Origin of the sequence: Dethiosulfovibrio faecalis (genome assembly GCF_021568795.1) — a bacterium.
In the GTDB taxonomy this organism is placed as follows: domain Bacteria; phylum Synergistota; class Synergistia; order Synergistales; family Dethiosulfovibrionaceae; genus Dethiosulfovibrio; species Dethiosulfovibrio faecalis.
The window spans coordinates 55,464-78,111 of the sequence record NZ_JAKGUE010000008.1; the positions used below are offsets into that span (position 1 = coordinate 55,464).

At 57.7% G+C, this 22,648-nt stretch carries 26 protein-coding genes; 19 read left to right on the forward strand and 7 right to left on the reverse strand.

Annotated elements, in window-relative coordinates:
- Positions 1–2: 2 nt before the first annotated feature.
- The 11 genes from L2W58_RS07310 (at position 3) to L2W58_RS07360 (ending at position 10,383) form a co-directional block, all read left to right on the forward strand.
- Complete coding sequence (locus tag L2W58_RS07310) at positions 3–980, forward strand: Mur ligase family protein (protein WP_236102695.1); 978 nt, start codon at positions 3–5, stop codon at positions 978–980.
- Positions 980–1,417, forward strand: coding sequence for a poly-gamma-glutamate biosynthesis protein PgsC/CapC (locus L2W58_RS07315; protein WP_236102696.1), 438 nt, complete (start codon positions 980–982; stop codon positions 1,415–1,417). Before L2W58_RS07310 ends, L2W58_RS07315 begins: the two co-directional genes overlap by 1 nt.
- Positions 1,414–2,481, forward strand: coding sequence for a poly-gamma-glutamate system protein (gene pgsW / locus L2W58_RS07320; protein ID WP_236102697.1), 1,068 nt, complete (start codon positions 1,414–1,416; stop codon positions 2,479–2,481). Before L2W58_RS07315 ends, pgsW (L2W58_RS07320) begins: the two co-directional genes overlap by 4 nt.
- Positions 2,482–2,702: 221 nt before the next feature.
- Positions 2,703–3,296, forward strand: a complete 594-nt coding sequence (locus L2W58_RS07325) for a DUF6305 family protein (protein ID WP_236102698.1) — start codon at positions 2,703–2,705, stop codon at positions 3,294–3,296.
- Positions 3,297–3,320: 24 nt separating this feature from the next.
- Entirely contained in the window at positions 3,321–4,616 is a 1,296-nt protein-coding gene (locus tag L2W58_RS07330; protein ID WP_236102699.1) for a transporter permease, read from the forward strand.
- 13 nt (positions 4,617–4,629) lie between these two features.
- Positions 4,630–4,806 carry a hypothetical protein gene (locus L2W58_RS07335; RefSeq protein WP_005659511.1) on the forward strand — a complete coding sequence of 59 codons (177 nt, stop codon included), beginning with the start codon at positions 4,630–4,632 and terminating at the stop codon, positions 4,804–4,806.
- 10 nt (positions 4,807–4,816) lie between these two features.
- Positions 4,817–6,019 (forward strand): M14 family metallopeptidase, encoded by a 1,203-nt coding sequence (locus tag L2W58_RS07340; RefSeq protein WP_236102700.1) that lies wholly within the window; start codon positions 4,817–4,819, stop codon positions 6,017–6,019.
- Between the two features lie 111 nt (positions 6,020–6,130).
- Entirely contained in the window at positions 6,131–7,702 is a 1,572-nt protein-coding gene (locus L2W58_RS07345; RefSeq protein WP_236102701.1) for a dipeptidase, read from the forward strand.
- 7 nt (positions 7,703–7,709) lie between these two features.
- Positions 7,710–8,696: a poly-gamma-glutamate system protein gene (gene pgsW / locus L2W58_RS07350; protein ID WP_338033078.1), complete on the forward strand. Its 987-nt coding sequence runs from the start codon at positions 7,710–7,712 to the stop codon at positions 8,694–8,696.
- Between the two features lie 58 nt (positions 8,697–8,754).
- Positions 8,755–9,252 (forward strand): rubrerythrin family protein, encoded by a 498-nt coding sequence (locus L2W58_RS07355; protein WP_236102703.1) that lies wholly within the window; start codon positions 8,755–8,757, stop codon positions 9,250–9,252.
- A 75-nt stretch (positions 9,253–9,327) separates the two neighbouring features.
- The gene (locus L2W58_RS07360; RefSeq protein ID WP_236102704.1) at positions 9,328–10,383 is read left to right on the forward strand and encodes an asparaginase; all 1,056 of its coding nucleotides are present in this window, start codon (positions 9,328–9,330) and stop codon (positions 10,381–10,383) included.
- Here the strand turns inward: L2W58_RS07360 and L2W58_RS07365 are convergent.
- The 7 genes from L2W58_RS07365 to L2W58_RS07395 are packed head-to-tail and all read right to left on the reverse strand — an operon-like array spanning position 10,349 to position 17,811.
- Entirely contained in the window at positions 10,349–11,215 is an 867-nt protein-coding gene (locus tag L2W58_RS07365) for an ROK family protein (RefSeq protein ID WP_236102705.1), read from the reverse strand. The two genes, L2W58_RS07360 and L2W58_RS07365, sit on opposite strands and share 35 nt — an antisense overlap.
- Positions 11,184–12,113, reverse strand: coding sequence for a 4-deoxy-4-formamido-L-arabinose-phosphoundecaprenol deformylase (locus L2W58_RS07370; RefSeq protein WP_236102706.1), 930 nt, complete (start codon positions 12,111–12,113; stop codon positions 11,184–11,186). Before L2W58_RS07370 ends, L2W58_RS07365 begins: the two co-directional genes overlap by 32 nt.
- Complete coding sequence (locus L2W58_RS07375) at positions 12,097–13,110, reverse strand: bifunctional UDP-4-keto-pentose/UDP-xylose synthase (protein ID WP_236102707.1); 1,014 nt, start codon at positions 13,108–13,110, stop codon at positions 12,097–12,099. Before L2W58_RS07375 ends, L2W58_RS07370 begins: the two co-directional genes overlap by 17 nt.
- A gap of 24 nt (positions 13,111–13,134) precedes the next feature.
- Entirely contained in the window at positions 13,135–14,067 is a 933-nt protein-coding gene (locus L2W58_RS07380; RefSeq protein ID WP_236102708.1) for a formyltransferase, read from the reverse strand.
- Positions 14,064–15,005: a glycosyltransferase gene (locus L2W58_RS07385; protein ID WP_236102709.1), complete on the reverse strand. Its 942-nt coding sequence runs from the start codon at positions 15,003–15,005 to the stop codon at positions 14,064–14,066. The genes L2W58_RS07380 and L2W58_RS07385 overlap by 4 nt, the downstream gene beginning before the upstream one ends.
- Positions 15,002–16,174 carry a DegT/DnrJ/EryC1/StrS family aminotransferase gene (locus tag L2W58_RS07390; RefSeq protein WP_236102710.1) on the reverse strand — a complete coding sequence of 391 codons (1,173 nt, stop codon included), beginning with the start codon at positions 16,172–16,174 and terminating at the stop codon, positions 15,002–15,004. Before L2W58_RS07390 ends, L2W58_RS07385 begins: the two co-directional genes overlap by 4 nt.
- Positions 16,171–17,811, reverse strand: coding sequence for an ArnT family glycosyltransferase (locus L2W58_RS07395; RefSeq protein ID WP_236102711.1), 1,641 nt, complete (start codon positions 17,809–17,811; stop codon positions 16,171–16,173). The genes L2W58_RS07390 and L2W58_RS07395 overlap by 4 nt, the downstream gene beginning before the upstream one ends.
- 135 nt (positions 17,812–17,946) lie before the next feature.
- Between L2W58_RS07395 and L2W58_RS07400 the strand changes: the two genes are divergently transcribed.
- Genes L2W58_RS07400 through L2W58_RS07435 form a run of 8 tightly spaced genes read left to right on the forward strand, consistent with a single transcriptional unit; the run spans position 17,947 to position 22,642 of the window.
- Positions 17,947–18,318, forward strand: a complete 372-nt coding sequence (locus tag L2W58_RS07400; protein WP_236102712.1) for a DMT family transporter — start codon at positions 17,947–17,949, stop codon at positions 18,316–18,318.
- A complete protein-coding gene (locus L2W58_RS07405; RefSeq protein WP_236102713.1) occupies positions 18,311–18,898 on the forward strand; it encodes a uracil-DNA glycosylase in 588 nt (195 codons plus the stop codon). The genes L2W58_RS07400 and L2W58_RS07405 overlap by 8 nt, the downstream gene beginning before the upstream one ends.
- A 15-nt stretch (positions 18,899–18,913) precedes the next feature.
- A complete protein-coding gene (locus tag L2W58_RS07410) occupies positions 18,914–19,438 on the forward strand; it encodes a nitroreductase family protein (RefSeq protein WP_236102714.1) in 525 nt (174 codons plus the stop codon).
- Between the two features lie 4 nt (positions 19,439–19,442).
- Positions 19,443–19,811, forward strand: a complete 369-nt coding sequence (locus L2W58_RS07415) for a DRTGG domain-containing protein (protein ID WP_236099562.1) — start codon at positions 19,443–19,445, stop codon at positions 19,809–19,811.
- Positions 19,808–20,239, forward strand: a complete 432-nt coding sequence (locus L2W58_RS07420) for an ATP-binding protein (RefSeq protein ID WP_236099563.1) — start codon at positions 19,808–19,810, stop codon at positions 20,237–20,239. The genes L2W58_RS07415 and L2W58_RS07420 overlap by 4 nt, the downstream gene beginning before the upstream one ends.
- A gap of 4 nt (positions 20,240–20,243) precedes the next feature.
- On the forward strand, positions 20,244–21,551 hold the full coding sequence (locus L2W58_RS07425; RefSeq protein WP_236102715.1) for a [Fe-Fe] hydrogenase large subunit C-terminal domain-containing protein: 1,308 nt from the start codon (positions 20,244–20,246) through the stop codon (positions 21,549–21,551).
- A gap of 12 nt (positions 21,552–21,563) precedes the next feature.
- Positions 21,564–21,899, forward strand: coding sequence for a serine kinase (locus L2W58_RS07430; protein WP_236102737.1), 336 nt, complete (start codon positions 21,564–21,566; stop codon positions 21,897–21,899).
- Positions 21,896–22,642, forward strand: a complete 747-nt coding sequence (locus tag L2W58_RS07435; protein WP_236102716.1) for a PHP domain-containing protein — start codon at positions 21,896–21,898, stop codon at positions 22,640–22,642. Before L2W58_RS07430 ends, L2W58_RS07435 begins: the two co-directional genes overlap by 4 nt.
- The last annotated feature ends 6 nt before the right edge of the window (positions 22,643–22,648 follow it).

The window sequence follows — 22,648 nt, forward strand, 5'->3', positions numbered from 1 at the left end:
GAGTGAACATAAGGATATTGGTTACCGGAAGCCGGGGCAAGAGCTCGGTCGTTCGCCTTATCCACAGGGCCCTGGTGTCCGGTGGGATCGAGGCCTACGGCAGGATAACGGGAGTGGTACCTAGGACGCTTACGCCTCAAGGGGAGCTGCCCATATATAGATCTTCCGGAGCTCACGTCGGAGAGATGGAATGGTGGATAAACTCTATGCCGTCGGACGCCGAGGCGGTGGTTATGGAGAACAGCGCCGTATCTCCCGACCTTCAGCACCTCGCCTCCCTATGGCTCGATCCGACCTTGACCGTCTTGACAAACGTCAGACCGGATCATCAGGACGCCTGGGGAGGCGAAGAGGATTCCGCCTCCGTCGCCCTCTGTAAGGGGATTCTAGGAGGCAGGGTCCTTTTGGGGTCGGATGCGGATAGGCCTCTCGTTCGGGCCTTGTTGAAGGATAAGGGCTGCATGACAACCGTGGTTTCGGAGTTTCCGGAGCCGCGTTCTTATCGGGTCTCCAACGAAGCCTTGGCTCTGGAGGCCTGTCGTCTTTCGGGGGTAGAGGGTCCGGAGGTGACGGAGGGGATAAAATCTCTTCCTCCCGATCTGGCCGACTTCACCGTGCTGGACGCGGGAGGGGGAAAACTGGCCTTCGCCTTTTCCGCCAACGACGTGGTGTCGACCGAGTCGCTTTTCTCCTCTCTGGGATGGAGGAGGGAGGACGTAACGGTACTCTTCAACCATCGAAGGGACAGGGGCAACCGTCTCAGGGTGTTCGCTCCCTGGATCGAGAAAGAGAGCTGGAGGGACCGCATAGTGATAGGGGACAGGCCTTTTTTTCGAAGTGGAGGAGCCCGTTATGTCGGTCTCGACAGGCCGGAGGACCTTATAGCCCTGGTGTCCCGGGCGGGATTGGTCTTCGGATGCGGCAACGTCGTCCACGGCCTGCCACTGGACGCCAAAATTATTCTGGAGAGGATGTCTTGATGGAAAGCTCTCTTTGGCTCCTGTTGATCGGGATCCTGCTAGGCATGTACTTCTACGAGAGGACCGGACTCTCCTGCGGCGGGGTTATAACTCCCGGAGTCCTGGCCATGTCTCTGGGGAGCCCGGTTAGGATACTATGGGCCCTGGCGGCGGCCTTCGTCGTCTGGACCGTCATGGAGGGTCTCTCCAGGGTCTTCGTCGTCTACGGTCGACAGAGAATCGCCCTCTCCATGGCGGTGGCCCTTCTGGTAAAGATGATCCTGGGAGGTTTTTCCGATCCGGGAGCCCTGTGGTTGGGGTGGGCGGTTCCTGGGTTGATGGCAGCCGATTTTCAGAGGCAAGGACCTCTTGCGACCCTGACATCCTCCTTCTCCGCCGCCTTCGCCACATCCATGGCCTTCTCCGTGGTGTCTGCGATAGGGGGTTATCTGTCGTGACCTTCGATCTTGGAGACTACAGGGACAGACTCAGAAGACGCTCCCGTCGTCGCGTACTGTCTCTGCTGATGCTTACAGGGGTCATGGCCTTGATATATCTCGTCGGAGGCGACGGGCTTTCGATGGAGGAGGAGCGGCTCTGGTCCGGCGTGAGAGAGGCGGCGACGTCGGTGGCCGACTGGCGGCGGTCCATCGGGTCCTTCCCTTCCATCTCCGACGATCCATGGAACCTGGGGCTCATAGGCCTGGAGTGGAGCCCTCTGTCGACTACCCTCGGCAGCCTCCCTTCCAAGAGGACCGCCTGTCATCCCGATTGGGCCGTCGTCTTTCTTCGATGGTTTCGATCTCTTGGGCTTTCGGCGGGGGATTCGGTGGTGATAATGTCCTCTTCCTCCTTCCCCGGCTTGCTGTTGAACATGCTGATGGCGTCGGAGTTCTACGACCTGGACGTGCATCTGGTGGTCTCTCTGGGATCCTCCACCTGGGGATGCAACGATCCCAAGGCCCCTTGGCCCACCATGGCGAAGGAGCTCAGAAAAAGAGGATTCCTCAGCACGAGAGCCTACTGCTATACCCTGGGGGGGGGCGGCGAGGTGGGATCGGGTATCTCCCCCGAGGGGGTAGACATAATGACGTCCTCCGCCAGAGAGGCAGGAGTTCCCGTGCTGTCCTCGTCCTCCAAGGAAGAGGTCGTAGACTGGAAGATGGATTTCATCGGTCGGGTAAGGCCCGAGGTGGTGATCTCCATAGGCGGATCAAGTGCCAATATGGGAGACGATCCTGCGGTTCTTTCCCTTCCTCCCGGCATCTCCAAGCCCGGAGCCCAGGGAGGAGACGGGGTCATAGGCAGGTCTCTGAAGGGGGGCTATACCGTCATCCATCTCCTCAACCTGAGAGAACTGGCCCTGGCGGAGGGGGTCCCATTCGACTCCGAGCCTGTAAGAGGTAACGTCGGGAGACGGTCTATCTTTCTATCTCTGGCGGGGGTGGCGGTCTATCTCGGAGCGGTCCTGTTCTTCTCAAGATTTTCCCACGAAGGCGAAACTCTTAGGAACAAAATATAACTTAATAGGCTAGACCATGAAATCAGAGGGATTCCTTTTTTCATAGAGGTCCCTCTGATTTTTGTTTTTTGTGTCTGTTGCTGTCAGTTGGCGTCATTTGCCTGCTTTTTGTTCTGAAAAAACAGATGTGTATCGTTGACCCCGCAGGGTGAAAAGGGATAATCTAAACAGATATAGCGATAGAAATTTTTTCGTTTATCCTTTTGGGGAGGTTGGTTTTTATGAGAAGAAACGCCGTAGTACTAGCTGTTCTCGTTTCGTTGTTTTCGCTTTTCGTCGGTTCCGCCATGGCGGCGGTCACCGGCGACGCGCCTTTGAAGGGCGATGAGCCCCTTCTGATCACCAACGCCGGGCAGGGACCGGGAGGCAAGATGGGGCGGCTTCTAGTCAGCCGGTCCAAGGCTGTGAAGGACATTACCTACAACGCCGAGCCCACGCCGGAGGACATTCTGTCCGGTGGCTATAAGACCGTTCTCGTTGTGATAGGTTCGTCCGCCAAGGGGCTCGGCGCCTCTGGTATCACCATCGACGACGAGATCGACAGGCTTGGAGCCATAATGGAGGCCTGTAAGAAAGAGGGAATCCAGGTCATAGCGGCCCACATAGAGGGTAAGGCCAGGAGAGGAAAGCCCGGCAGCGCCGACGAGCGTTCCATCGACGCCATAGCCCCCTACGCCCAGGGCTTCATAGTCAAGAACGACAGCAACTCGGACGGACGTTTCACCGAGTTGGCCAAGGCCAACGGAGCTCCCCTGACCATCATAGACGAGACCATCGACTTTATGAACGTGGTCAAGGATATGTACTCGAAGTAGCCAGGGGGGAAGTCGATTTTGTCTATGTACGCCGAGACTTCCATGGTCCTGGCGGTGATGGCGGTGGTCTTCACCCTTTGCAGCTGGAAGCTCAAATCGCCGGAGATCTCCATGGTAATCACAGCTATAGCCGGAGCCCTGGCGGGACGGCTGTGGTTTCCCGTCAGGCTTCTAGTGGAGGGAACCTTCACCTATTTCGACGTGGGGCTAATATTCATCACGGCCTCGGTCTTCATCAACATGTACTCCGCTACAGGGGCCATGAACGCCCTGGTTCGCAAGATGGTGGATCGTTTCTACCATCGCAAGTGGATGCTTTTCTCCATATTGGCCGTGATAATGCTGATCCCCGGTGCTCTCACCGGTGCGGGAAGCGTGTCGATGTTCGTCGTAGGAGGAATGATCGCCACGGTCCTTCGCTATATGGGAATCACGTCGGTCAGGACCACCGCCTTCATATACGTGACCTCCATGTTGGCCGCTGTGGCTCCTCCCATAAACCTCTGGGCCATGTTGATGGCCGCCCAGGCGAACATGCCCTACGTGGGGTTCTCCGTTCCCCTTCTGGCCCCCATCTTTGTTATAACCGTCTTCACCGTGGTCTATCTTCTCAGAGGAGGAGAGCCCGAGCCCAAGGAGAAGATCCTGGAGGAGCTACCGGTTCCTCCGGAAGGCATGAACTGGTTCCGTATACTGGCTCCGATGCTCACCTTTTTGGTGATAGTCCTTCTGTCCAAGTACATGGCCTTCAGCGTTCCCACCGTCGGACTGCCTCTCAACTTTCTCATCTCCGCGGGGGTGGCCGTGCTTTGTTCTCCGATCAAGCGTTCAGTCGGAGAATGGGGAGATACCGTTCTGGAGACGATGGAGCAGGTCTTCCCCCTGTTGGCCACTGTCATCAGCGTAGGGGTGCTGGTCAATATAATGACCGCGACCGGGGTAAGAGGGCTTATAGCCATAACCTTCGTTACCCTTCCGACCATCTTCATATATCTGACGGCCCTTTTCGTGCTTCCGATGGCCCAGGGGTCGCTTAGCTACGGAAGCGCCATAATACTGGGAACTCCCATGATATTCCTCTTCAACTCCGTCGGGTTCAACGTGACCATAGTGGCGACGGCTCTGAGCCTGATGTTTCCTATTGGAGATTGTCTTCCTCCCTCTAGGATATCCGGCAGGGTTGCCATAGAGGTGTCGGGCTACGAGGGCAGCTATATGTCCTTCCTCAAGGGGATTTTCGTCCCGGCCCTGTTCATGGGGCTGGTCGCGTTGTTCATGTTGATCAACGCCAACGCGTTCAAGTTTTTAGTGATCCGGTGAGGAGGAGAAGATCATGACGACGGTGCTGAACCAGGTTATCCATCAGATCTACTACGTTATAGTCGCCTTTTTCGGACTCCTGCTTCTAAGGAACCTCTTCTTCAGGAAGACCAGGACTAGCCTGATATACGATGTGGTGTATGCCTATACCCTTATACCCTTCGTCCTCAGGGTTCTTCACATAAAGTAAGGTGGTTTTGATGAAGAGAAGAGAGATCCCAGGGGTAAAGAGAAAGCTAGCGGTGCTGGCTATAGTTGCGGTTATCGCTTTTCTGGGCGCCAAGGAGTTTATGGAGCTTCGAAACTTCAAAGAACCCGTGGTCGTGTCGGATGCCTTCACCGAGAAGGTGATGCTCAGCGATTATTTCGAGGGCATAAAGGGAACGGGAGTGGACACGCCTGTCTACCTGTTCGACTCGGGCGTGCCAGGAGGGACCCTGGTCTTTTTAGGCGGGACCCATCCCTACGAACCTGCCACCATGCTGGCGGCCTATGTGGCTATGGAGAACATCTCCGTCTCCAAGGGAAGGGTGTTCATAATTCCTCACACCAACCTGAGCGCTTCCAAGGTAGGCATGCTGGGCAACGCCTATCCCAAGTTTCTGCACGTGCAGACCGAACACGGCCCCAGGGCCTACCGTATAGGAGATCGATCCACCGATCCTCTGGACCAGTGGCCCGATCCCTTCACCTACGTCCACTATCCGTCCAAGCAGAACCTGGCGTACACCGACGCCAGGAACCTCAACAGGACATATCCCGGTCGTCCCGACGGTAACCTTACGGAACAGCTGGCCTACGCCGTCATGGAGCTGATAAGGAAGGAAAAGGCAGACCTGTACTGCGATACCCACGAGGCGTCGTTGATGTATCCGGTGGTTAGCACCTACGTGGCCCACGACAGGGCTCTGGACGTTGCCATGATGGCGGCTATGGATCTCAGCGCCACCACCTTTCCGATGAAGTGCGAGGCCAGTCCCAAGAGCCTGAGAGGGCTATCTCACAGGGAGGTCGGAGACTTCTCCCCCGTTCCCGAGCAGGGATACGAGGGGGTCCTGGCGGTCCTGATGGAGACCATGGAGCCCTTCATAGATCGGGTGGCCGGTAAGATAACCGAGGAGCTAATGATGGAGGGCAAGGACGAGTTCCTTCAGACCGCCTCGGAGCACGGCCTGTTGTACTGCGTTCCCGAGTACGATATAGAGTTCGGCGGTCCCATGAAATATCGTGTCGGGCGGCATCTGTCCTCCATAGCCGAGCTGGTCCGTCAGATGAACGATTTCTTCCCCGAAAAGGAAATACAGCTTCAATGGCCCGAGTTCGACGGGCTCATGGAGAACGGCATAGGCCATTATCTCCACGATCCGGCCAAGGCCCACAGCACCAGGGTCTTCTGGAACTGAGTTTCTAAAAATCGGGATGAACGGAGGTGGTCCGTCGAGAAAGCTAAAATAGCGGCTAGAGGGCTGTAGTTTTTGCAGAGATAACCGGATTTATACAAAGGAGTGTGAGCGATGAGGAACAAGAAACTGGCATCCCTTGCTGTTGCGCTATGCCTGGTAATGGCCATGGCTTTGGTCGCCTCGGCCTGTACGGTGGTCGCAGTCGGCAAGGACGCCACCGTAAACGGAACTTCCATCATCACCCATAACGACGATTCCACCAGTGCCAACTTCAAACTATGGATCATAGAGGAGAAGGATTGGCCGGAAGGATCGGTTCGCAAGCTGATAATGAACGATCACGGTTACGAGCCCGGCGATGTTATGGGGGAGATGCCCCAGGCCAGCCATACCTATCGTTACTTCAAGAGTCGTTACTCCTTCATGAACGAGATGGGCGTCGCCATGGGCGAGTCCACCTTCGGAACCGATAACGAGGAGATCAAGAAGGACCTGGTAAAGGACAGCGACGGTATCATCGACTGTTGGCTGGCTCAGGACATAGCCCTGGAGCGGGCCGCTACCGCCCGTGAGGCAGTCAAGATCATGGGCGACCTGGTCGAGGAATTCGGCTGGGCCGGGAGCGGAGAGACCATCAACGTTACCGACGGAGACGAGGTCTGGATCGCCGAGTTCTACGGCCGCGATCTGTGGTGCGCAGTTCGCATGCCCGACGACATGTTCTTCGTGTCCGCCAACAGGGCCAGGCTCAGGGATATCGACCTGACCGACAAGGAGAACGTCATGCATTCTCCCAATATCGTCTCCTACGGCGTCAACAAGGGCTGGATCAAGGGAAACGTGAACTGGAAGAGTTTCAGTCCCGCCCAGGTCTACGCTCCCCATCACGACAGACTCTACTCCACCAGGAGAGTCTGGAGGGCTCAGGAACTGGTAGCTCCCTCTCTGAAGCAGAGCCCTAAGGAGCATAACTACCCTCTCTTCGTGAAGCCCGACAAGAAGCTCTCCACCTGGGACATCTTCAAGATCAAGGGAGATTATTACGAGGGTACCGATTACGACCTCACCGAGGGACCTGCCGCCGGACCCTGGGGCAACCCCATCAGGATCGCCAACAAGGGCGAGGGGGACTGGGAGAGATCCATCAACATGCACAGAACCTGCTACGTCCACATCGGAGAGGTTGATCCCAAGCTTCCCGCCCCGATCAAGGGAATCAGCTGGTTCGGATACGGCGCTCCCGACACTACCTACCTTACCCCTCTTTGGCCGATCATGAGGAATCTTCCCGAGTTCTACGAGGTCGGATCCCGTTTCGAGGACTTCCGCCGCGACTCCGGTTGGTGGGTCAACAGCTACGTCCAGGAGATGGCCACCCTTCGCTACTGCGAGGCCATCGAGGAGATCTACGCCCTCAGGGATCCCAAGATGAGGGAGCAGTTTACCGAGACCTACGCGGTACAGAAGGACGCGGCTAAACTCTGGAGACAGGGCAAGAAGAACCAGGCCATCGACCAGCTGACCCGCTTCGCCTACGACAGGGCAGTGGACTGGAACCGTACCTGGCTGAAGCTGGGCGATCACCTTCTCGGCAACTACGCTCTGGGCTACAGGAACTTCAAGACCACCGGCTATCCCCAGTGGTGGAACGACTTCATCGGTTACGGACCCCTCGAGAGATAGCTCTGCCGTGATCGATCTATTGAAGGCCCCCCTCAAGGGGGGCCTTTCTCGTAGCGTCCTGTTATGCTGTTTCCTTATGGGAAGCACGCTCCTGCCGAGGTCGTTTTCATGGGGATACGACGAAGGTATCGCCGCCTCGGTAACGATGGAGAACTCCCTGAGGATCCTGAAGTCCGAGAGAGAGGCCTTGGGGATAGTGGCGTCTCCCGACCTGGATCCATACGGGATCGGAGTGATAGGAGAGGAGTTTACCCCTCTCACGACCACCCTGGGCCATCTGGAGGACAAGATAGCCTCGGCAAACCCCCTTTTCGCCGCGGCTCTGGTCGGCGAGTTTCGCCGTATGGGGTTGAAGAGAGGTGACTCCGTGGCGATAGGGGCCAGCGGCTCTTTTCCGGGGTTGCTGGTGGCGGTGCTGTCCGCCTGCGACGCCATGGGGCTCCGTCCCCTTCTGATCTGCTCTCTGGGGTCGTCGATGTACGGGGCCAACCAGGTCGGCTTCAACGTTGTGGACATGGTCAAGCTCCTGGAGGACAGAGGCTCTTTGGATTTCGAGCTTTTGGGGTTCTCCCTTGGAGGAGACGACGACAGATACGACGCTCCTCTGTTTCCGGAGTGGCGCGATCTGACCTTGGACGAGGCCTTTAGACTTGGATCTGAGGAGAGGTTCATCTGCGAGGAGTCCCTCGATGAGAGCGTCGAGGTCAGGATGGACCTTTACGACGAGGCATCCGGCGGCGAAGTAGGATGTTTCGTAGGGGTCGGAGGGGCCTCCGTGACGTTTGGAGACTCGGACCAGTCGGCTTCCTTCCCCGGCGGGACGACGTCGAAGCCCTTCGAATCGATGCCCTCGGAGGGGCTGCTCTCCCGTTTTCTCCGTGGCGGGGTTCCTGTGATCCATCTTCTCTGCGTGAGGGACCTGTGCGATAGGTGGTCTATCCCCTACGGCGACAATCCCCTGAACTGGCGGAGACACCGATTTTCTCGGAGGTAGTCCACATGATATAATACCCCCGAGAGGGTATATAAACCTTTTCAAGGGGGAATTGATCATGGGCGAAAAAACTATGGCAAACCTGGCCGAGGCATTTTCCGGCGAGTCCCAGGCCAACAGAAAGTATCTCTTCTACTCCGAGGTGGCCGATAAGGAAGGATTCTCCTCCGTTGCCAAGCTTTTCAGGGCCGCCGCCGCCGCGGAGACGCTTCACGCCAAGATGCACTATCGCAACATGGGCAAGATATGCGACACCGAGACCAACCTCAAGGACGCCATCGCCGGTGAGACCTACGAGTACACCGAGATGTATCCTCCCTTCATCGACGACGCCGAGGCGGAGGGTGAGAAGAAGGCCCATAAGGGCTTTTCCCTGGCCAACGAGGTGGAGAAGGTCCACGCCGAGCTGTATAAAAAAGCCCTGGAGCACCTCTCGGAGAGGAGGGCGGTGGACTACTATCTGTGCACCGTGTGTGGCCACATCGAGGAAGGATCCGCTCCGGACAAGTGCCCGGTTTGCGGAGCTCCGTCCAAGGCCTACGAGCTGGTGGAGTAGGGGCTTATATCGTTTGAACCGGGTCCGGACGTATCCGTCCGGACCCTTATTTTGCAAAAAAGGACGTGACGGGATTTGCAGAGATTTGTAGTGCTTTTCACCGGAGGCACCATAGCCAGCGCCTTCGGAGAGGGAGGAAGCAAGGGACCGGACAGCACGGTGGTAGGCGCTCTAAGGGAGCATCTCTCCGGTTTCTTCGCCGGCAGAGACGTGGACGTGATATGTCGCGAACCCTGGGGAGTTCCGGGGCTGGACAGCTCCGATCTGGATCCCGGTCATTGGGTCGAGCTGGCGTCATCGATCGCTAGGGAGCTCGAGAACGGCGCTACCGGCTTTCTAATCCTCCACGGAACGGACACCATGGCCTACACGTCCGCCTGGCTCAGCCTGTGTTTTCCCCACGTGGACGTGCCCATAGTGCTTACCGGCAGTCAGCTCACACTGGACTATATGCCGGAGGACGTCACGGTAAACCTCAGGGGAGCGGCCCAGGTGGCCTGCTCGGATATCTCCGGAGTATGGATCTACTGCAACTGGAAGCTGATCCCGGGGAACAGGGCCCACAAGGCCCAGGCTCTTCATCCCGACGCCTATGTGGCCACCAACGGTCAGCCTATGTACTTCAACCCTGAATGGGCCAGGAAGGACCGAAAGGGAACTGTGAGACAGCCTCTTTCCCATACCCTGTCTCCTCTGGCGGAGAAGGCCATGGGCCACGGCCCGGAAGAGGCGAGGAATATAAGCAGCCGGATGGCCTGGCTGTTCTGTACGCCAGGTTTCTCTCCCAGGCTTTCCGGTGAGGAGCGAGTTCTGGCCATACTGGGCTACGGAGCGGGCAACGCCCCCTCCGGCGCTCTTCATGCGGTGGAGAGCGCTTTCGACGGGCTTCCCAAGCCCCACGTCATAGCCTGCAGTCAGGCAGAGGGGGACATGAAGAACCCCGGCAGCTATGCCGGGGTGGGGATAGCCTCACTAGCCGGCAGGGGGTTCACCGTCTGGAGTCAGATGGACTATCCCGTCGAGTTCATCCACGCTCTCGGATGTTATTCTCTGTTGGCCTCGTCCTCCGCTCCGGGGTTCGTCCTGTCCCACTATCTCAGGGAGTGCTCGTCAGAGACGCCGCTCCTATAACCGGACCGTCCTTTCCGAGAGAGGATATTTTAACAGGGGGCATCGGTCGAAAAGCTATGGCCAGGCGCTCCTCCAGGAACGGTCGCAGCTCCCTGACCAGTCCCGGCAGGTTTGACAGCCCACCTGCCAGGACGATGGCCTCCGGATCGAGAAGGTGTATCGCCGATATCATCACGCAGGCCAGTCCCTCCAGGGATCGGTCCCAGAAGCCCCTGTGCTCTTCGTCGTTCCGTCGGTCCCACAGATCCGGCACCGACGGAACCCCTTTTTCCGAGCACCTGAGGTCGAAGGTGTCCGCCGAGAAGAGGGTCTCCCCGTGTCCCACGCCGCCGCAGTTACAGGGGGCGTGGTGGAGCAGGGCCACGTGTCCTATCTCTCCGGCCAGACCTCTGTGACCTCTTATCAGGCGACCTCCTGATACGATAGCCCCTCCTATGCCCGTGCCCAGGGTCATCATCACGAAATCCTTCATCCCGACTGCCTCTCCCGATTCCATCTCTCCCAGGGCCGCGCAGTTTCCGTCGTTGTCCAGTGCTACCGGGAGGGAGAGTTTTTTCTCGAGGATCTCCGCCATGGGAAAGTTCTCCCATCGGGGCAGGTTGGTCAGTCTCAAAACGGATCTTCCGTCCAGGGACAGCATCCCCGGGAGCCCTATCCCTATGGATTTTGTCGACTTCACCTTCAGGGATTTGACCAGCCTTTCCACCGCTTCGGTGGTCTCCTCCGGCGTCCTGGACCTGGGGGTGGGTTCCCAGGCCCGGTTTACTACCTTGCCCTTTTCCACGACTCCGGCGGCTATCTTATGTCCCCCCAGATCGACCCCTATCCTCAAGGTTATATACCTCCCTCCCCTGTAGCGAGACCGCTCCGGCTCTGCCGGGGATCTCTCCTTGGATCATCTCGCAGACCGGAAGTTTCTCCGTATCCAGTTTTTCCGCCTCCTCCTTGAGGGTCACGAACTCGGCGCCGTCGGATTTCGCCCTTTTCACGAATTCGTCCAGTTTGGAAAGCATCGACATGCCCTCCATCTCCGCGTGGACCGTGTGTACGTTCAGACCCTCCGTCAAAAGCGACATGTAGATGTCGTTGACGTTGTCGGGAGTGCAGCCGACCCTTCCGAGTATCTCGTCCATGGTCGGGAGGGTCGTGGGTATCTGAGGGGTTCGGAAAACCCTTCCTCTCAGAGACGGAAGAAAGGGGCTTTTCCCCCTGGCGTCGCTGGCGTAGAGAAGTTCCATACGGTCCTGTATGGACAGGCTGGCGAGGCTGGTCTTCCAGGCAGGAGCGGCACAGGACAGAGAGGGCGTCCCTAGGACCTCCCGGTACATCTTCCCGGCTTTTCGAAGAAGAGATTCTACCTCCGATTTCGACAGACGGTCCAGACGGTCCTGCCACTTCACGTGATCCCAGGAATGTATACCCGTCTCCTGGCCGCTCTTTGCGACCTTTTTCAGTATCGAGGGGGCGGAGGGCACTATCATGGGTGCCGGAAGCAGAGTGCCGTACATCATGGTCTTGAGGCCGTAGGTCCCCGGCGCGTTGGTTCGAACCATCTTGGATATGAATCCCTTTCGGAATATCCGTCGTATCGCCTTGCCCGAGTTATCCGGTCCGAAGGAGAAGAAAAACGATCCCCTTATCTCCCTTCGGTCCATCAGTCTCAGCAGGCGGGGGACTCCCTCGAGGTAACCCCTCAGGGTGTCTACGTCGACTTTAAGGGCGATTCGCATAGAAGGCCACTGTCCTCCTGACCGCCTCGTGGAAGTCGACCTGGGGGTGCCAGTCCAGCAGCTCCTCCGCCTTGGATATGGACGGTTTTCTGTCCTGTACGTCCTCGTAGCCCCTGCCGTAGTATTCGGTCGAGTCCTTTTCCACGAAGGTCGCCTTCGAAGCGGCCTCGGCGAATTTGGGGAAGTCTTTCATCGCATCCACCACCGCCACCGCCAGCCCCTTTATGGAGTGGTTGCTGTCGGGATTGCCTATGTTGAAGATCTCGCCGTCGGCGCTCTTTTTTACGTCGGCTATTATGGCTATAAGGGCGTCTACCCCGTCTGTGACGTAGGTAAAGCTTCGCCTCTGTCTTCCTCCGTCGACCAGAGTTATCGGTCGTCCGATCGAGACGTCGTAGATCATCTGGGTTATCGAGCGAGCCTTTCTCTCCTCCGCGTCCCTGAAGGTGTCCAGCCTGGGGCCTATCCAGTTGAAGGGCCTGAACAGGGTGTAGGGAAGCCCCCTTTCCTGTCCGTAGGCGGCTATGACCCTGTCCATCATCTGTTTGCTGCAGCTGTATATCCATCTGCTGTTCTTTATGGGGCCCTGGATCAGCAGGCTCTCGTCCTCCATAAGCCAGTCTCCGGTGCTCATGCCGTACACCTCGGACGTGGAGGGGAAGATTATCCGGACGCCCCGTTCGGCACACATCCGGACTATCTTGAGGTTCTGTTCGAAGTCCAGCTCGAAGGTCATAAGGGGGTTGGTTATGTAGTAGGCCGGTTTTGCTATTCCGGCCAGAGGGATAACCACGTCGCTGCCGGCTATCTCGTCCTCTATCCAGCGATCCTCCTCGTAGAGATCTCCCAATTTGATCGATAGCCTGGGGTTGTCCGATCCTCTCAGATTGTCGTCCCTCAGATCGAAGGCCGTGACGGTCCAGTCGGTTTTCTCCAGAATTCTCTCTATCAGATGGGATCCTATGAAGCCGTTTGCTCCTAGCACGAATACTTTCATTTATTTCCTCCGTTTTTAGTCTTCCTAGGAGCCCTGTCCCAGCAGGGTTCCTACGTTCAGGTTTTTCCGGGCGAAGTCCGGTCCGTCCATCTCGTTCTCTTTGTCCAGCTGGGCTCTCAGTATCATGAGGTTTCCCCGTCCGGTCGCCACCGTGAGGGGATCCAGCGACAGCACCTCGCCGGGTTTCCCCAGTGAGGCCCCTTCCTGGGGTTTTCCCCACCAGATGAAGAGCTTTCTGCCTCTGTAGTCGGTGTAGGCTCCGGGATAGGGGTGGGTCACTGCCCTTATGAGGTTGTATATCCTGCGGCTGTCGTTGGACCAGCGTATTATGCCGTCCTCGGGCCTTCTGCCTCCGAACTCGGTGGCCATGGTCTCGTCCTGGGCGGCTCCGACGACCCTGCCCGACTCCAGCTCCGGAAGGGTCCTTGCCACTATCTCCGATGCCGCGTCGCATACCTTCAGGAAGACCTCTTTGGCCCCATCGGTTTCCTCTATTCTGACGACCTCCTGGTCTATGATTTCGCCTCTGTCTATCCTGGAGGTCATGCGGTGGAGCGTCGCCCCTGTCTCTTTCTCTCCGTTCAGTATGGCCCAGTTGATGCAGGCTCTCCCTCTGTAGCGGGGCAGCAGGGACCCGTGCATGTTGTAGGCTCCCAGCTTTGCGGTCTTGAGGATCTTCTCCGGTATGATGTCGCGGTAGTAAAAGGAGAAGATCAGCTTGGGCTTGAGTTTCTTTATCGTCTTTACGTTTTCCTGGTCCTTCAGGTCCAGATCGAGCCAGGGCTCTATTCCCCTGCTCCTGGCCAGCTCCGCCACCGATCGAAACCATATTTCCTCGTCGGTGTCGTCGGTGTAGGTCACGACCGCAACTACGTTGGCTCCCATGTCGAACAGGGTCTCCAGGCAGCGGTATCCCACCTCGTTGTAGGCGAATACCGCTATGGCCGGTTTACTCATAGCTCTTCCTCCTCCTGATAGACCTGTCTGACGACGTAGCGAGGTCTCTGCCTTACCTCCTGATAGACTCGGCCTATGTATTCGCCTCCTATGCCTACGGAGATCATGGTCACCCCCATCAGAAAGAAGTTTATCGCCATCAGGGTGAAGAGTCCCTCCGCCTCGGGTCCTATTATTATCCTCCTGAGGATCAGGAAGGCGGTGAAGAGAAGGCTCATGACCGCAACGGTCATTCCTGTAACCGTCACGGCCTGGAGGGGGGCGATGGAGAAGCCCGTCATCAGGTCGAAGTTAAGCCTTATCAGTCTGAACAGGCCGTATTTGGATTCCCCTTTTACCCTCTCCGAATGTCTGACAGTTATCTCCACGGGGTTTACGGCGAACTTCTGCCCCAGGGCCGGTATGAAGGTCGTGGTCTCCCGGCATTGCAATATGAGGTCCACGATACGCCTGTCGTAACCTCTCAACATACATCCGTAGTCGTGAAGCCTGAGGCCTGTGATCCTGTTGGTCACGGCGTTCACCATTTTAGAGGCGGCCTTGCGGAACAAGGGGTCCTGTCTGAACTTTCTGATCGTGCCGACCACGTCGTGTCCTCTTTCCATGGCATCCACTATCCGGGGTATTTCCTCAGGAGGGTTCTGCAGGTCGGCGTCCATGGTGATCAGCATCTTCCCTCGGGAGATGGAGAACCCGGCTATTATGGCCATATGCTGGCCGAAGTTGCCGTTCAGCTCCACTACCTTGACCCGATTCTTTCGCTTTTCCCTGAACTTAAGGGAGATAGCAAGAGATCTGTCCCTGCTGCCGTCGTCCACCAGTATCAGCTCGTAGGATCTGGACAAGCCGTCCAGCACCGGAAGGACTCGTCTGAACAGCTCCGGCAGGGATGCCTCTTCGTTGTAGACGGGAACGACGACCGATAGTTCCGGGGTCATTTTAGATGAGACCTCAGGACGGATCGGACCCCTTTTACGACGTCGTCCACGTCGGTATCGCTCATGGCGGGAAACAGGGGGAGGGATACTATCCTGTCAGAGACGTATTCCGCCTCTGGAAAGTCGCCCCTTTTCCATCCGTATCTGTCCCTGTAGTGGGAGAACAGATGCAAGGCCTGGTAGTGCAGGGCCGTGCCTATGTTGAGCTCCCTCATGGCCGCCATGAAGCCGTCCCTGTCTATGTCGAGGACGTCCACGTCCACGAAGGGGGTGAATATGTGCCAGCTGTGGAGAGTGTCGTCCGATTGAGGTTGGGGCAGTATCAACCCGGGCTGGTCCGATAGCTCGGCCATGTATCTGGCGACTATCTCACGTCTTCTGCTGTTGAATCTATCGAGACGACGGAGCTGTCCTCTGCCTATGGCCGCCTGTATGTCCATCATGTTGGCCTTGTATCCCGGGAACAGAACGTCGTAGTGAGGGGGCCCCTTGGCGGCGTAGCGGTTCCAGGCTCCCTTGCTCATGCCGTGCTGTCTCAGGACCGAGACCCTTTCCGCCATATCCTCGTCGGAGGTGCATACCATGCCTCCCTCCCCGGTGGTGATGTTTTTCGTCGGGTGGAAGCTGAACACCGAGCATCGTCTGGCCCCCCTGTCCGACCCTATTGAACGCCCTCTGTAGAAAGCTCCCAGGCCGTGGGCCGCGTCTTCCACCACCGCCAGGCCGTGTCTGGACGCCAGGTCCTCTATGGAGTCCATGTCGCAGGGACGTCCGGCGAAGTGGACCGGGACCAGGGCCTTGGTCCTCTCGTTGACGAGCTTTTCCATGAGCTCGGGCCTCACGTTCAGGGTCTTCGAGTCTATGTCCGCCAGAACCGGTTTCGCTCCGGTCCATATGGCGGCGTTGACCGTCGCCACGAAGGTCATGGGAGTGGTTATCACCTCGTCTCCCGGACCTATACCCAAGGCCAGAAAGGCCAGATGCAGTCCCGACGTGGCGGAGCTCACCGCCATGGCGTGGGTGGCTCCTACCTTCTCGGCGAACTCCCTCTCGAATTTTACAGTCTTCGGCCCGGTGGTCAGCCACCCGGACCTTATGGAGTCGCATACGTCCTCTATGGATGCCTCGTCCACGTCGGGACGGGCGAAGGGAAGAAATGATTCTCTCATTTTGTCGCCTCCTCTGTCTTTCTGTTGGATATCACGACGTTGTCGCCCTCCCAGTCGGTTCCCAGGACGTAGGCCGGTTCAAGCCTGTCCTTCAGCGTGCTGTCGTAGCTCTCTTTTTTAGCGATCAGAAAAACCCTGTCGCCGCCGTTCCAGAGCCGGATAAACTGGGGAAGGCCGATGAACCATCGGGGATCTCTTTCTCTGGATGCCCCGAAGGCCAGCTCTCCCTCGTAGTCGACCAACACGTTTCTCCTCTCGAGGTAGAAGGTTATTCCCTGTAGGTATTGGCCGTACTGAGCCATGACGTCTCCTTCCTCGATATGGGGCTTTATAAGCATCGCCAGGTCCCTGGCCGAGTTTATCCGGTCGTACAGTGAGAATCCCGTCTTGAAGGACCCCGTCCATATTACCCCCGTGACGGCGAGGCATATAACGGTTTTCTCCAGGTTTTTCCTGGACGCGAAGATCCAGGCGGCAACGGTTCCTAAAAGCAATATTATCCCTTTGTGGACCAGTTGACCAACCATGATATCACGGGGAAGGTCGTCCTGGAGAAAAGGATAGGCGATCAAGGCGGCTCCCAGGGGGACCGTTATCGTGGAGGTCCAGGCCAACGCGGTCTTTAGAGATCTCAGATTTCCCCTCTTCGTCAATGAGATCGCCCTGGCGCTTATCAGTATGGACAGAGGAGGAAGGGCCGGCACCATGTAGGGTACCAGCTTGGAGCTCGAGGCCGAGAAAAAGATGAACACGAATGCGAACCAGCAGATCATCAGAGGTGTCTGGCCGTTTTTATCCGTCGATATTTTTCTCGAGGGCACCAGGAAGCCCGTCCATGGCACGGTCGCCAGTATCACTATGGGAATGAAGTACCAGAAAGGCTCGTATCTGTGGTGGAGCCTTGTCGTGTATCTCAGGAAATGCTCCTGGATAAAGAAAAAATGGAAGAAGTCGGGATTTGCGTCGCAGACCGCCTTGAACCACGGAACGGTTACCGCCAGAAAGAGGGCGATGCCTGGAAGGTACAGAGAGTAGGTCACAATGGACCATCTTCTGGTCCACAGTATGTACATGAGTATAGCCCCGCCGGGAAGGACTATGCCTACGAGCCCTTTCGTCAGCACCGCCGCCCCCATGGCCAGATAGAACAATATCAACCATCGTCTGTTCCTTCGAAGGGCGAGTACGAACCCGATCATGGCGAGGGTCACGAAGGCGCTCAGAGGCATGTCGGTCAGGTTGATCTGAGCCGTGGCGTAGTAGAGCAGCGAGGAGGACAGGATCGTCCCTGCCAGGAAGCCGCTTTTTTTACCGTAAAGCTCCGATCCCATAACGTAGGTCGAGAGGACCCCCAGCACCCCGAGCAGGGCCGGCCAGAACCGGGAGGCGAACTCGTTTTGGCCGAAAACGGAGAAGGCCGACGCCGTCAGCCAGTAATGGAGGACCGGCTTCTCGAAATATAGCACCCCGTTGAGCCTGGGGGTGACGTAGTCTCCCGACTCGATCATCTCCCTGGGAATTTCGCTGTAACGCCCCTCGTCGGGTTCCAGCAGGCCGTGTCCTCCCAGAAGAGAGAAGAACATGACCCCGGAAAGTATGAAAAGGAGTATCCCGTTTCTCACGTCAGATTTGAACATAAAGTATCATTCCCCCAACCGCCGTTTCAGCTGTTTTATATCCCCGTGTATAATGGAAAAGACGACCTCGGCGATAATATACGGTCTCGAGGTTTTTTGCAATTTTCGACGATCCGAGGGGAGAGGAGTTGTCCTATGGATAGGCTCGGTTTTATGTTGATACTCGGCTCGGCCCTAACCAACGCCGCCGGTAGCTCTATGATGAAGGCGGGGTTCGGCCGAAGAGGGGATCTGATGGACGATGGGGCCTTGAGGGCCTTGTTTCAGATAGTCTCTAACCCTTGGGCTATAGCGGGGGTGTCGCTTTTCGGGGTCTCCTTTATCTTCATGAGCGCCGCCCTTTCCAGGGTAGACCTGTCCGTGGCATATCCTATGATGTCCGCCATGGTCTACGTTCTGGTTCTGGCCGTGTCTGTGTTTTGGTTTGGCGAGCCTATGGGATTATCGAAGCTTTTGGGTATAGGGGCCATCCTTTTCGGGGTGGTCGCCCTTTCGGTAGGTGGCTGATTTGAGCTGGTTGAAACTGAAGGAGGCCGTCGGGAGATGTCGCAAATGCCCCCTTTGGGAGACGAGGAACAACGTGGTGTTCGGAGAGGGCCCGGAGGACAGCTCTGTCCTGTTGGTGGGAGAGGCCCCAGGTGCGGAGGAGGACTCTTCGGGGCGACCTTTCGTGGGTCGTTCCGGCCGTTTCCTCACCGATCTCATGGCCGAGGCTGGGCTTAAACGGGAGGATCTGTTTATATCCAACGTCGTCCACTGTCGTCCTCCGGGAAACAGGAACCCCAAAAAAGGGGAGATCAAGGCCTGTCTCCATTGGCTGGAGGATATCGTCGGCCTTCTAAGACCGCAGGTGGTGGTGACCGTGGGGAACGTCCCCTCCCAGGCGATCATGGACACCAAAGAGGGGATCTCTACCCTAAGGGGGCGTTTTCACCGCGGTAGCTTGGGTGGCATGGATCTGGCCGTCAGGCCCATATTCCACCCCGCCTATCTGTTGCGCAATCGTTCCAGAGAGGAAGGGCGTCCGGTCGCCTCTACTTTGGAGGATCTGAGGGCTCTCGTCGATTTCGTGAGAACCACAAGTTGAACAGGAGGTATCGCCATGGAGATGGACAACAAGGTAATGGAGACCATTTTTGCACGGAGGAGCATCAGGAGCTACGAGGACAGACCCGTAGAGGACGACAAGGTAGATGTCCTGGTCCGCTGTGCCGCCGCGGCTCCCAGTGCCGGAAACGGCAGGCCGACCCATTTCGTGGTTATAAAGGAAAGAGGGACCCTGGAGGAACTGTCGAAAGTCCATCCCTACGGCGCCATGCTGGCCAAGGCCCCTCTGGCCGTGGCGATCTGTGCCGAGACGGAGAAGACCGACCTGTCTCGTCGCTACTGGGAGCAGGATTGTGCCGCCGCCATGGAGAACCTGTTGATAGGCGCTCAGGCCCTGGGGCTAGGGGCTGTGTGGCTGGGGGTATGTCATCTTTCCGACGGAGGGGCCCGAATCCAGGAGATGCTGGGGGTCCCGGGTAACGTGCCGGTAATGGGACTGGCCTCCGTGGGCTATCCCGCCGAGACCAAGAGGCCCCATAGCGGCGATCCGGGAGACAGGCTTCACCTGGAGCGGTGGTAGATCCATGAATCTGCTCGAGGTGGTCCGGCATATAGAGGCGGACGTCCTCTACGGAGACGATCTGCTGGAGGGATTGGAGGTCGAGAGGGTCTACGGTGCCGACCTGATGAGCGATGTCCTGGCCTTCGCCGTCCCGGGATCGCTCTTGCTGACCGGTCTGACCAACATACAGATCGTCAGGACCGCCCAGATGCTGGACATTCCAGCGGTAGTGTTCGTCAGGGGAAAGTATCCGCAGAAAGAGGCTGTGGAGCTGGCTTCCTCTTTGAATATGCCCGTTTTGCTCTCCTACAAAAGCATGTTCGAGACCTGTGGAATCCTCTTCAGGGAGGGGATGTTGCCCTGCGAGATAGAGAGGCGATGTCCCAGATGACGGAGGTCTACGTTGAGGAATACGTCGTCAAGGGCGATAGTTTTCTGGAGGTCGGGGAGGCCTCTACCAAGCTGAAGGGTACTTTGAAGATGCTTGGCATACCGTCGGACGTCACGAGGCGGGCCTCCGTGGTGGTCTACGAGGCGGAGATGAACGTGATGATCCACGCCGGAGGAGGGGTCATAAAGGCCTCCATCTCCTCGGATAGCCTGGTGATAGAGGCGGTCGATCACGGTCCAGGGATCGCCGACGTCGATCTGGCCATGCAGGAAGGCTACTCCACCGCCTCGGACAGGATCAGAGAGCTCGGGTTCGGAGCGGGGATGGGCTTGCCTAACATAAAGAGGAACTCGGACGAACTCGACATAGAGACGGCTCTCGGAGAGGGAACCACCTTGAGGGCCACCTTGCGTTTCGAGAGAGGGTGATGTGGTGACTACCGGCATCAAGGTTCAGCTTTCCGCCTGTAGGGGATGCGCCAGATGTATAAAGGTCTGCCCCACCGAGGCCATGAGAGTGCTGGACGGAAAGGTCATGATCATTCCGGAACTCTGCGTCGACTGCGGCGAATGCATTAGAAAGTGCGAGGATAGGGCCATCTTGATCAACGAGGACAACTGGCGGCTCCTGGCCAGTCAGGACAGCGCCCTTATTGCGGCGGACCCGGCCTTCTACGTTCAAACTAGAGGCTACAACTGCCCCGAGGTGTTCAGCTCCAGGTTGAAAGAGGCGGGGTTGGAGGACATAACTCCCTGGACGTCCCTGGCCTTCGACGTCACCGCCTACGCCATCGCCAAGGAAATAGAGAAGAGGGGGCCGGAGGGTCTCCCTCTTATCTCGACCTACTGTCCGTCGGTCATAAGGCTGATACAGATAAACTATCCCGAGCTGGTCGGTCGCTTCGTGTCGGTCGAGTCTCCTCTGGAGACGGCGGTCTCCCTCTGGCGGGAGGATACGGGACGAGGAGACGACGTCACCCTGATAGCTCCCTGTCCCGCCAAGGTGGCCCTGGTCAGGTCCCCGGAGGGACGTTCGAAGAGCTCGATGAAATACGCCGTTTCCATACAGAACGTCGTCAGGGATCTCCTGGCCGGTGGGGTCGAGGTCGATCAACCGGTGGAGCCCTGCGGCGGCGATCTCCGCTATCTCCTATGGTCGCTAAGAGGAGGAGAAGCCAAGCACGTCGCTGCCTTTTGCGATAGGCCTATAAGGACCATCTCCGTCGCCGGACTCAGAAACACGATGGATCTCCTCAGGGAGTTGGAGCTCGGAAGGCTGGAGGGGGTCGACTACATAGAGTGTCGTGCCTGCGATCTCGGCTGTATCGGAGGGGTAGGTAACCTGGAATCCCGCTTTCTGACCCACCTCAGGTTGGATCACATAGACGTGGAATGGACCATGACGGAACAGGAGACCGAGGCGGTGAGTCGATGGTACGAGATCGGAATATGGAAGCTAGCGGATCCCCTCAAGGCGAGGCAGAGACTCCCTCTGGACCAGGATCTGGGGCAGGCCATGGTGAGGCTGAGGGAGATGAACCAGATTTACGCCGAGCTGCCCCATATAGACTGCGGATCCTGTGGGCGTCCGTCCTGCAAGGCCCTTGCCGAGGACGTGGTCAGAGGTAACGGAGAGCCTACGGACTGCATATTCAAGCTCAGGGAGAGAATCTACGAACTGGCTCGGGAGGTGGCGGAGCTGTCGTCCCGTTCGCCTCACGCTTTGAACAGAAAGAGGTGATCCCTTTTGAAGGTGAATGAGCTAGTGGATAAATTAGGGTTGACCGTGCTGACCGCCGGAGACGTCCAGGCGGATGTGTCCGGGATGGTCGTCGGCGATCTGTTGAGTTTCGTCATGGCCAAAGGACAGCCCGGCTGGGGATGGATAACCATACATTCCCACGTAAACGTGGCGGCCGTGGCGGTGCTCAGGGATATGCCTCTAGTTATAGTGGCGGCGGGCCGTCCTGTCGAGGAGGACCTGGTGGCCCGATGCGACGCCGAGGGAATAACCCTGGCGAAGACGGAGATGTCCGCCTACGGCCTGTGCGGCAGGATATACGGCATGGGGCTCGTCGAGGGGGAATGACCTTGAAGCCCTTCGTCGTCGATCTCCATCTCCACACCGTCCTGTCCCCCTGCGGCGAGCTGGAGATGGGGGCTCCGGAGATAGTGAGCAGAGCGGTCGAACAGGGCATAGACTTACTGGCGGTGACCGACCACAACAGTTGCCTCAACTACCCGGCTCTGGCGGGGGCGGCGGAGGGTCAGCCCATAAGGATAATCCCAGGCATGGAGATCCAGTCGGCCGAGGACGTTCACGTGGTGGCCCTGTTCGGCGATTACGGCTCGGCCCTTGTCTGTCAGGAGTGGGTCTGGGATACCCTGCCCGATGTCCCCAACAGAGAGGACGTCTTTGGGTATCAGGTCGTAATAGACCGGGATAACGGGGTGGTCGACATGGTCTCCAGGCTCTTGATACAGGGAACGGATCGTTCGGTGGATCGTGTGGTAGATCGGGTCCATGAGCTGAGGGGAGTGGCCATACTGGCCCACGTGGACAGACCGGCTTTTTCCTATCCCGCCGTCCTCGGTTTCGTGCCAAAGAGCCTCCCGGTGGACGGACTGGAGCTTTCCCCCAGGGTCACGACGGACGAGATCGGCCTTTGGAGGGAGAGCTATCCCGACCGAACCTTTCTCAGGTCGTCCGATTCCCATCGACTGGAGGAGATATCGAAAGATCGCTGTTCTCTGATGTTTTTGGAGGAACCCACTTTTGACGAGGTCGCCCTGGCCCTTAGAGGAGAGGGTGGACGGTCTGTTATCATATGACGGAAG

Bases quoted from the DNA above. Each gene is read 5' to 3' on its own strand.
- L2W58_RS07315 (WP_236102696.1), top strand. From the start codon at position 980: ATGGAAAGCTCTCTTTGGCTCCTGTTGATCGGGATCCTGCTAGGCATG.
- L2W58_RS07325 (WP_236102698.1), top strand. From the start codon at position 2,703: ATGAGAAGAAACGCCGTAGTACTAGCTGTTCTCGTTTCGTTGTTTTCG.
- L2W58_RS07330 (WP_236102699.1), top strand. From the start codon at position 3,321: ATGTACGCCGAGACTTCCATGGTCCTGGCGGTGATGGCGGTGGTCTTC.
- L2W58_RS07335 (WP_005659511.1), top strand. From the start codon at position 4,630: ATGACGACGGTGCTGAACCAGGTTATCCATCAGATCTACTACGTTATA.
- L2W58_RS07340 (WP_236102700.1), top strand. From the start codon at position 4,817: ATGAAGAGAAGAGAGATCCCAGGGGTAAAGAGAAAGCTAGCGGTGCTG.
- L2W58_RS07345 (WP_236102701.1), top strand. From the start codon at position 6,131: ATGAGGAACAAGAAACTGGCATCCCTTGCTGTTGCGCTATGCCTGGTA.
- L2W58_RS07355 (WP_236102703.1), top strand. From the start codon at position 8,755: ATGGGCGAAAAAACTATGGCAAACCTGGCCGAGGCATTTTCCGGCGAG.
- L2W58_RS07370 (WP_236102706.1), bottom strand. From the start codon at position 12,113: ATGCGAATCGCCCTTAAAGTCGACGTAGACACCCTGAGGGGTTACCTC.
- L2W58_RS07375 (WP_236102707.1), bottom strand. From the start codon at position 13,110: ATGAAAGTATTCGTGCTAGGAGCAAACGGCTTCATAGGATCCCATCTG.
- L2W58_RS07380 (WP_236102708.1), bottom strand. From the start codon at position 14,067: ATGAGTAAACCGGCCATAGCGGTATTCGCCTACAACGAGGTGGGATAC.
- L2W58_RS07385 (WP_236102709.1), bottom strand. From the start codon at position 15,005: ATGACCCCGGAACTATCGGTCGTCGTTCCCGTCTACAACGAAGAGGCA.
- L2W58_RS07390 (WP_236102710.1), bottom strand. From the start codon at position 16,174: ATGAGAGAATCATTTCTTCCCTTCGCCCGTCCCGACGTGGACGAGGCA.
- L2W58_RS07395 (WP_236102711.1), bottom strand. From the start codon at position 17,811: ATGTTCAAATCTGACGTGAGAAACGGGATACTCCTTTTCATACTTTCC.
- L2W58_RS07400 (WP_236102712.1), top strand. From the start codon at position 17,947: ATGGATAGGCTCGGTTTTATGTTGATACTCGGCTCGGCCCTAACCAAC.
- L2W58_RS07410 (WP_236102714.1), top strand. From the start codon at position 18,914: ATGGAGATGGACAACAAGGTAATGGAGACCATTTTTGCACGGAGGAGC.
- L2W58_RS07415 (WP_236099562.1), top strand. From the start codon at position 19,443: ATGAATCTGCTCGAGGTGGTCCGGCATATAGAGGCGGACGTCCTCTAC.
- L2W58_RS07420 (WP_236099563.1), top strand. From the start codon at position 19,808: ATGACGGAGGTCTACGTTGAGGAATACGTCGTCAAGGGCGATAGTTTT.
- L2W58_RS07435 (WP_236102716.1), top strand. From the start codon at position 21,896: ATGACCTTGAAGCCCTTCGTCGTCGATCTCCATCTCCACACCGTCCTG.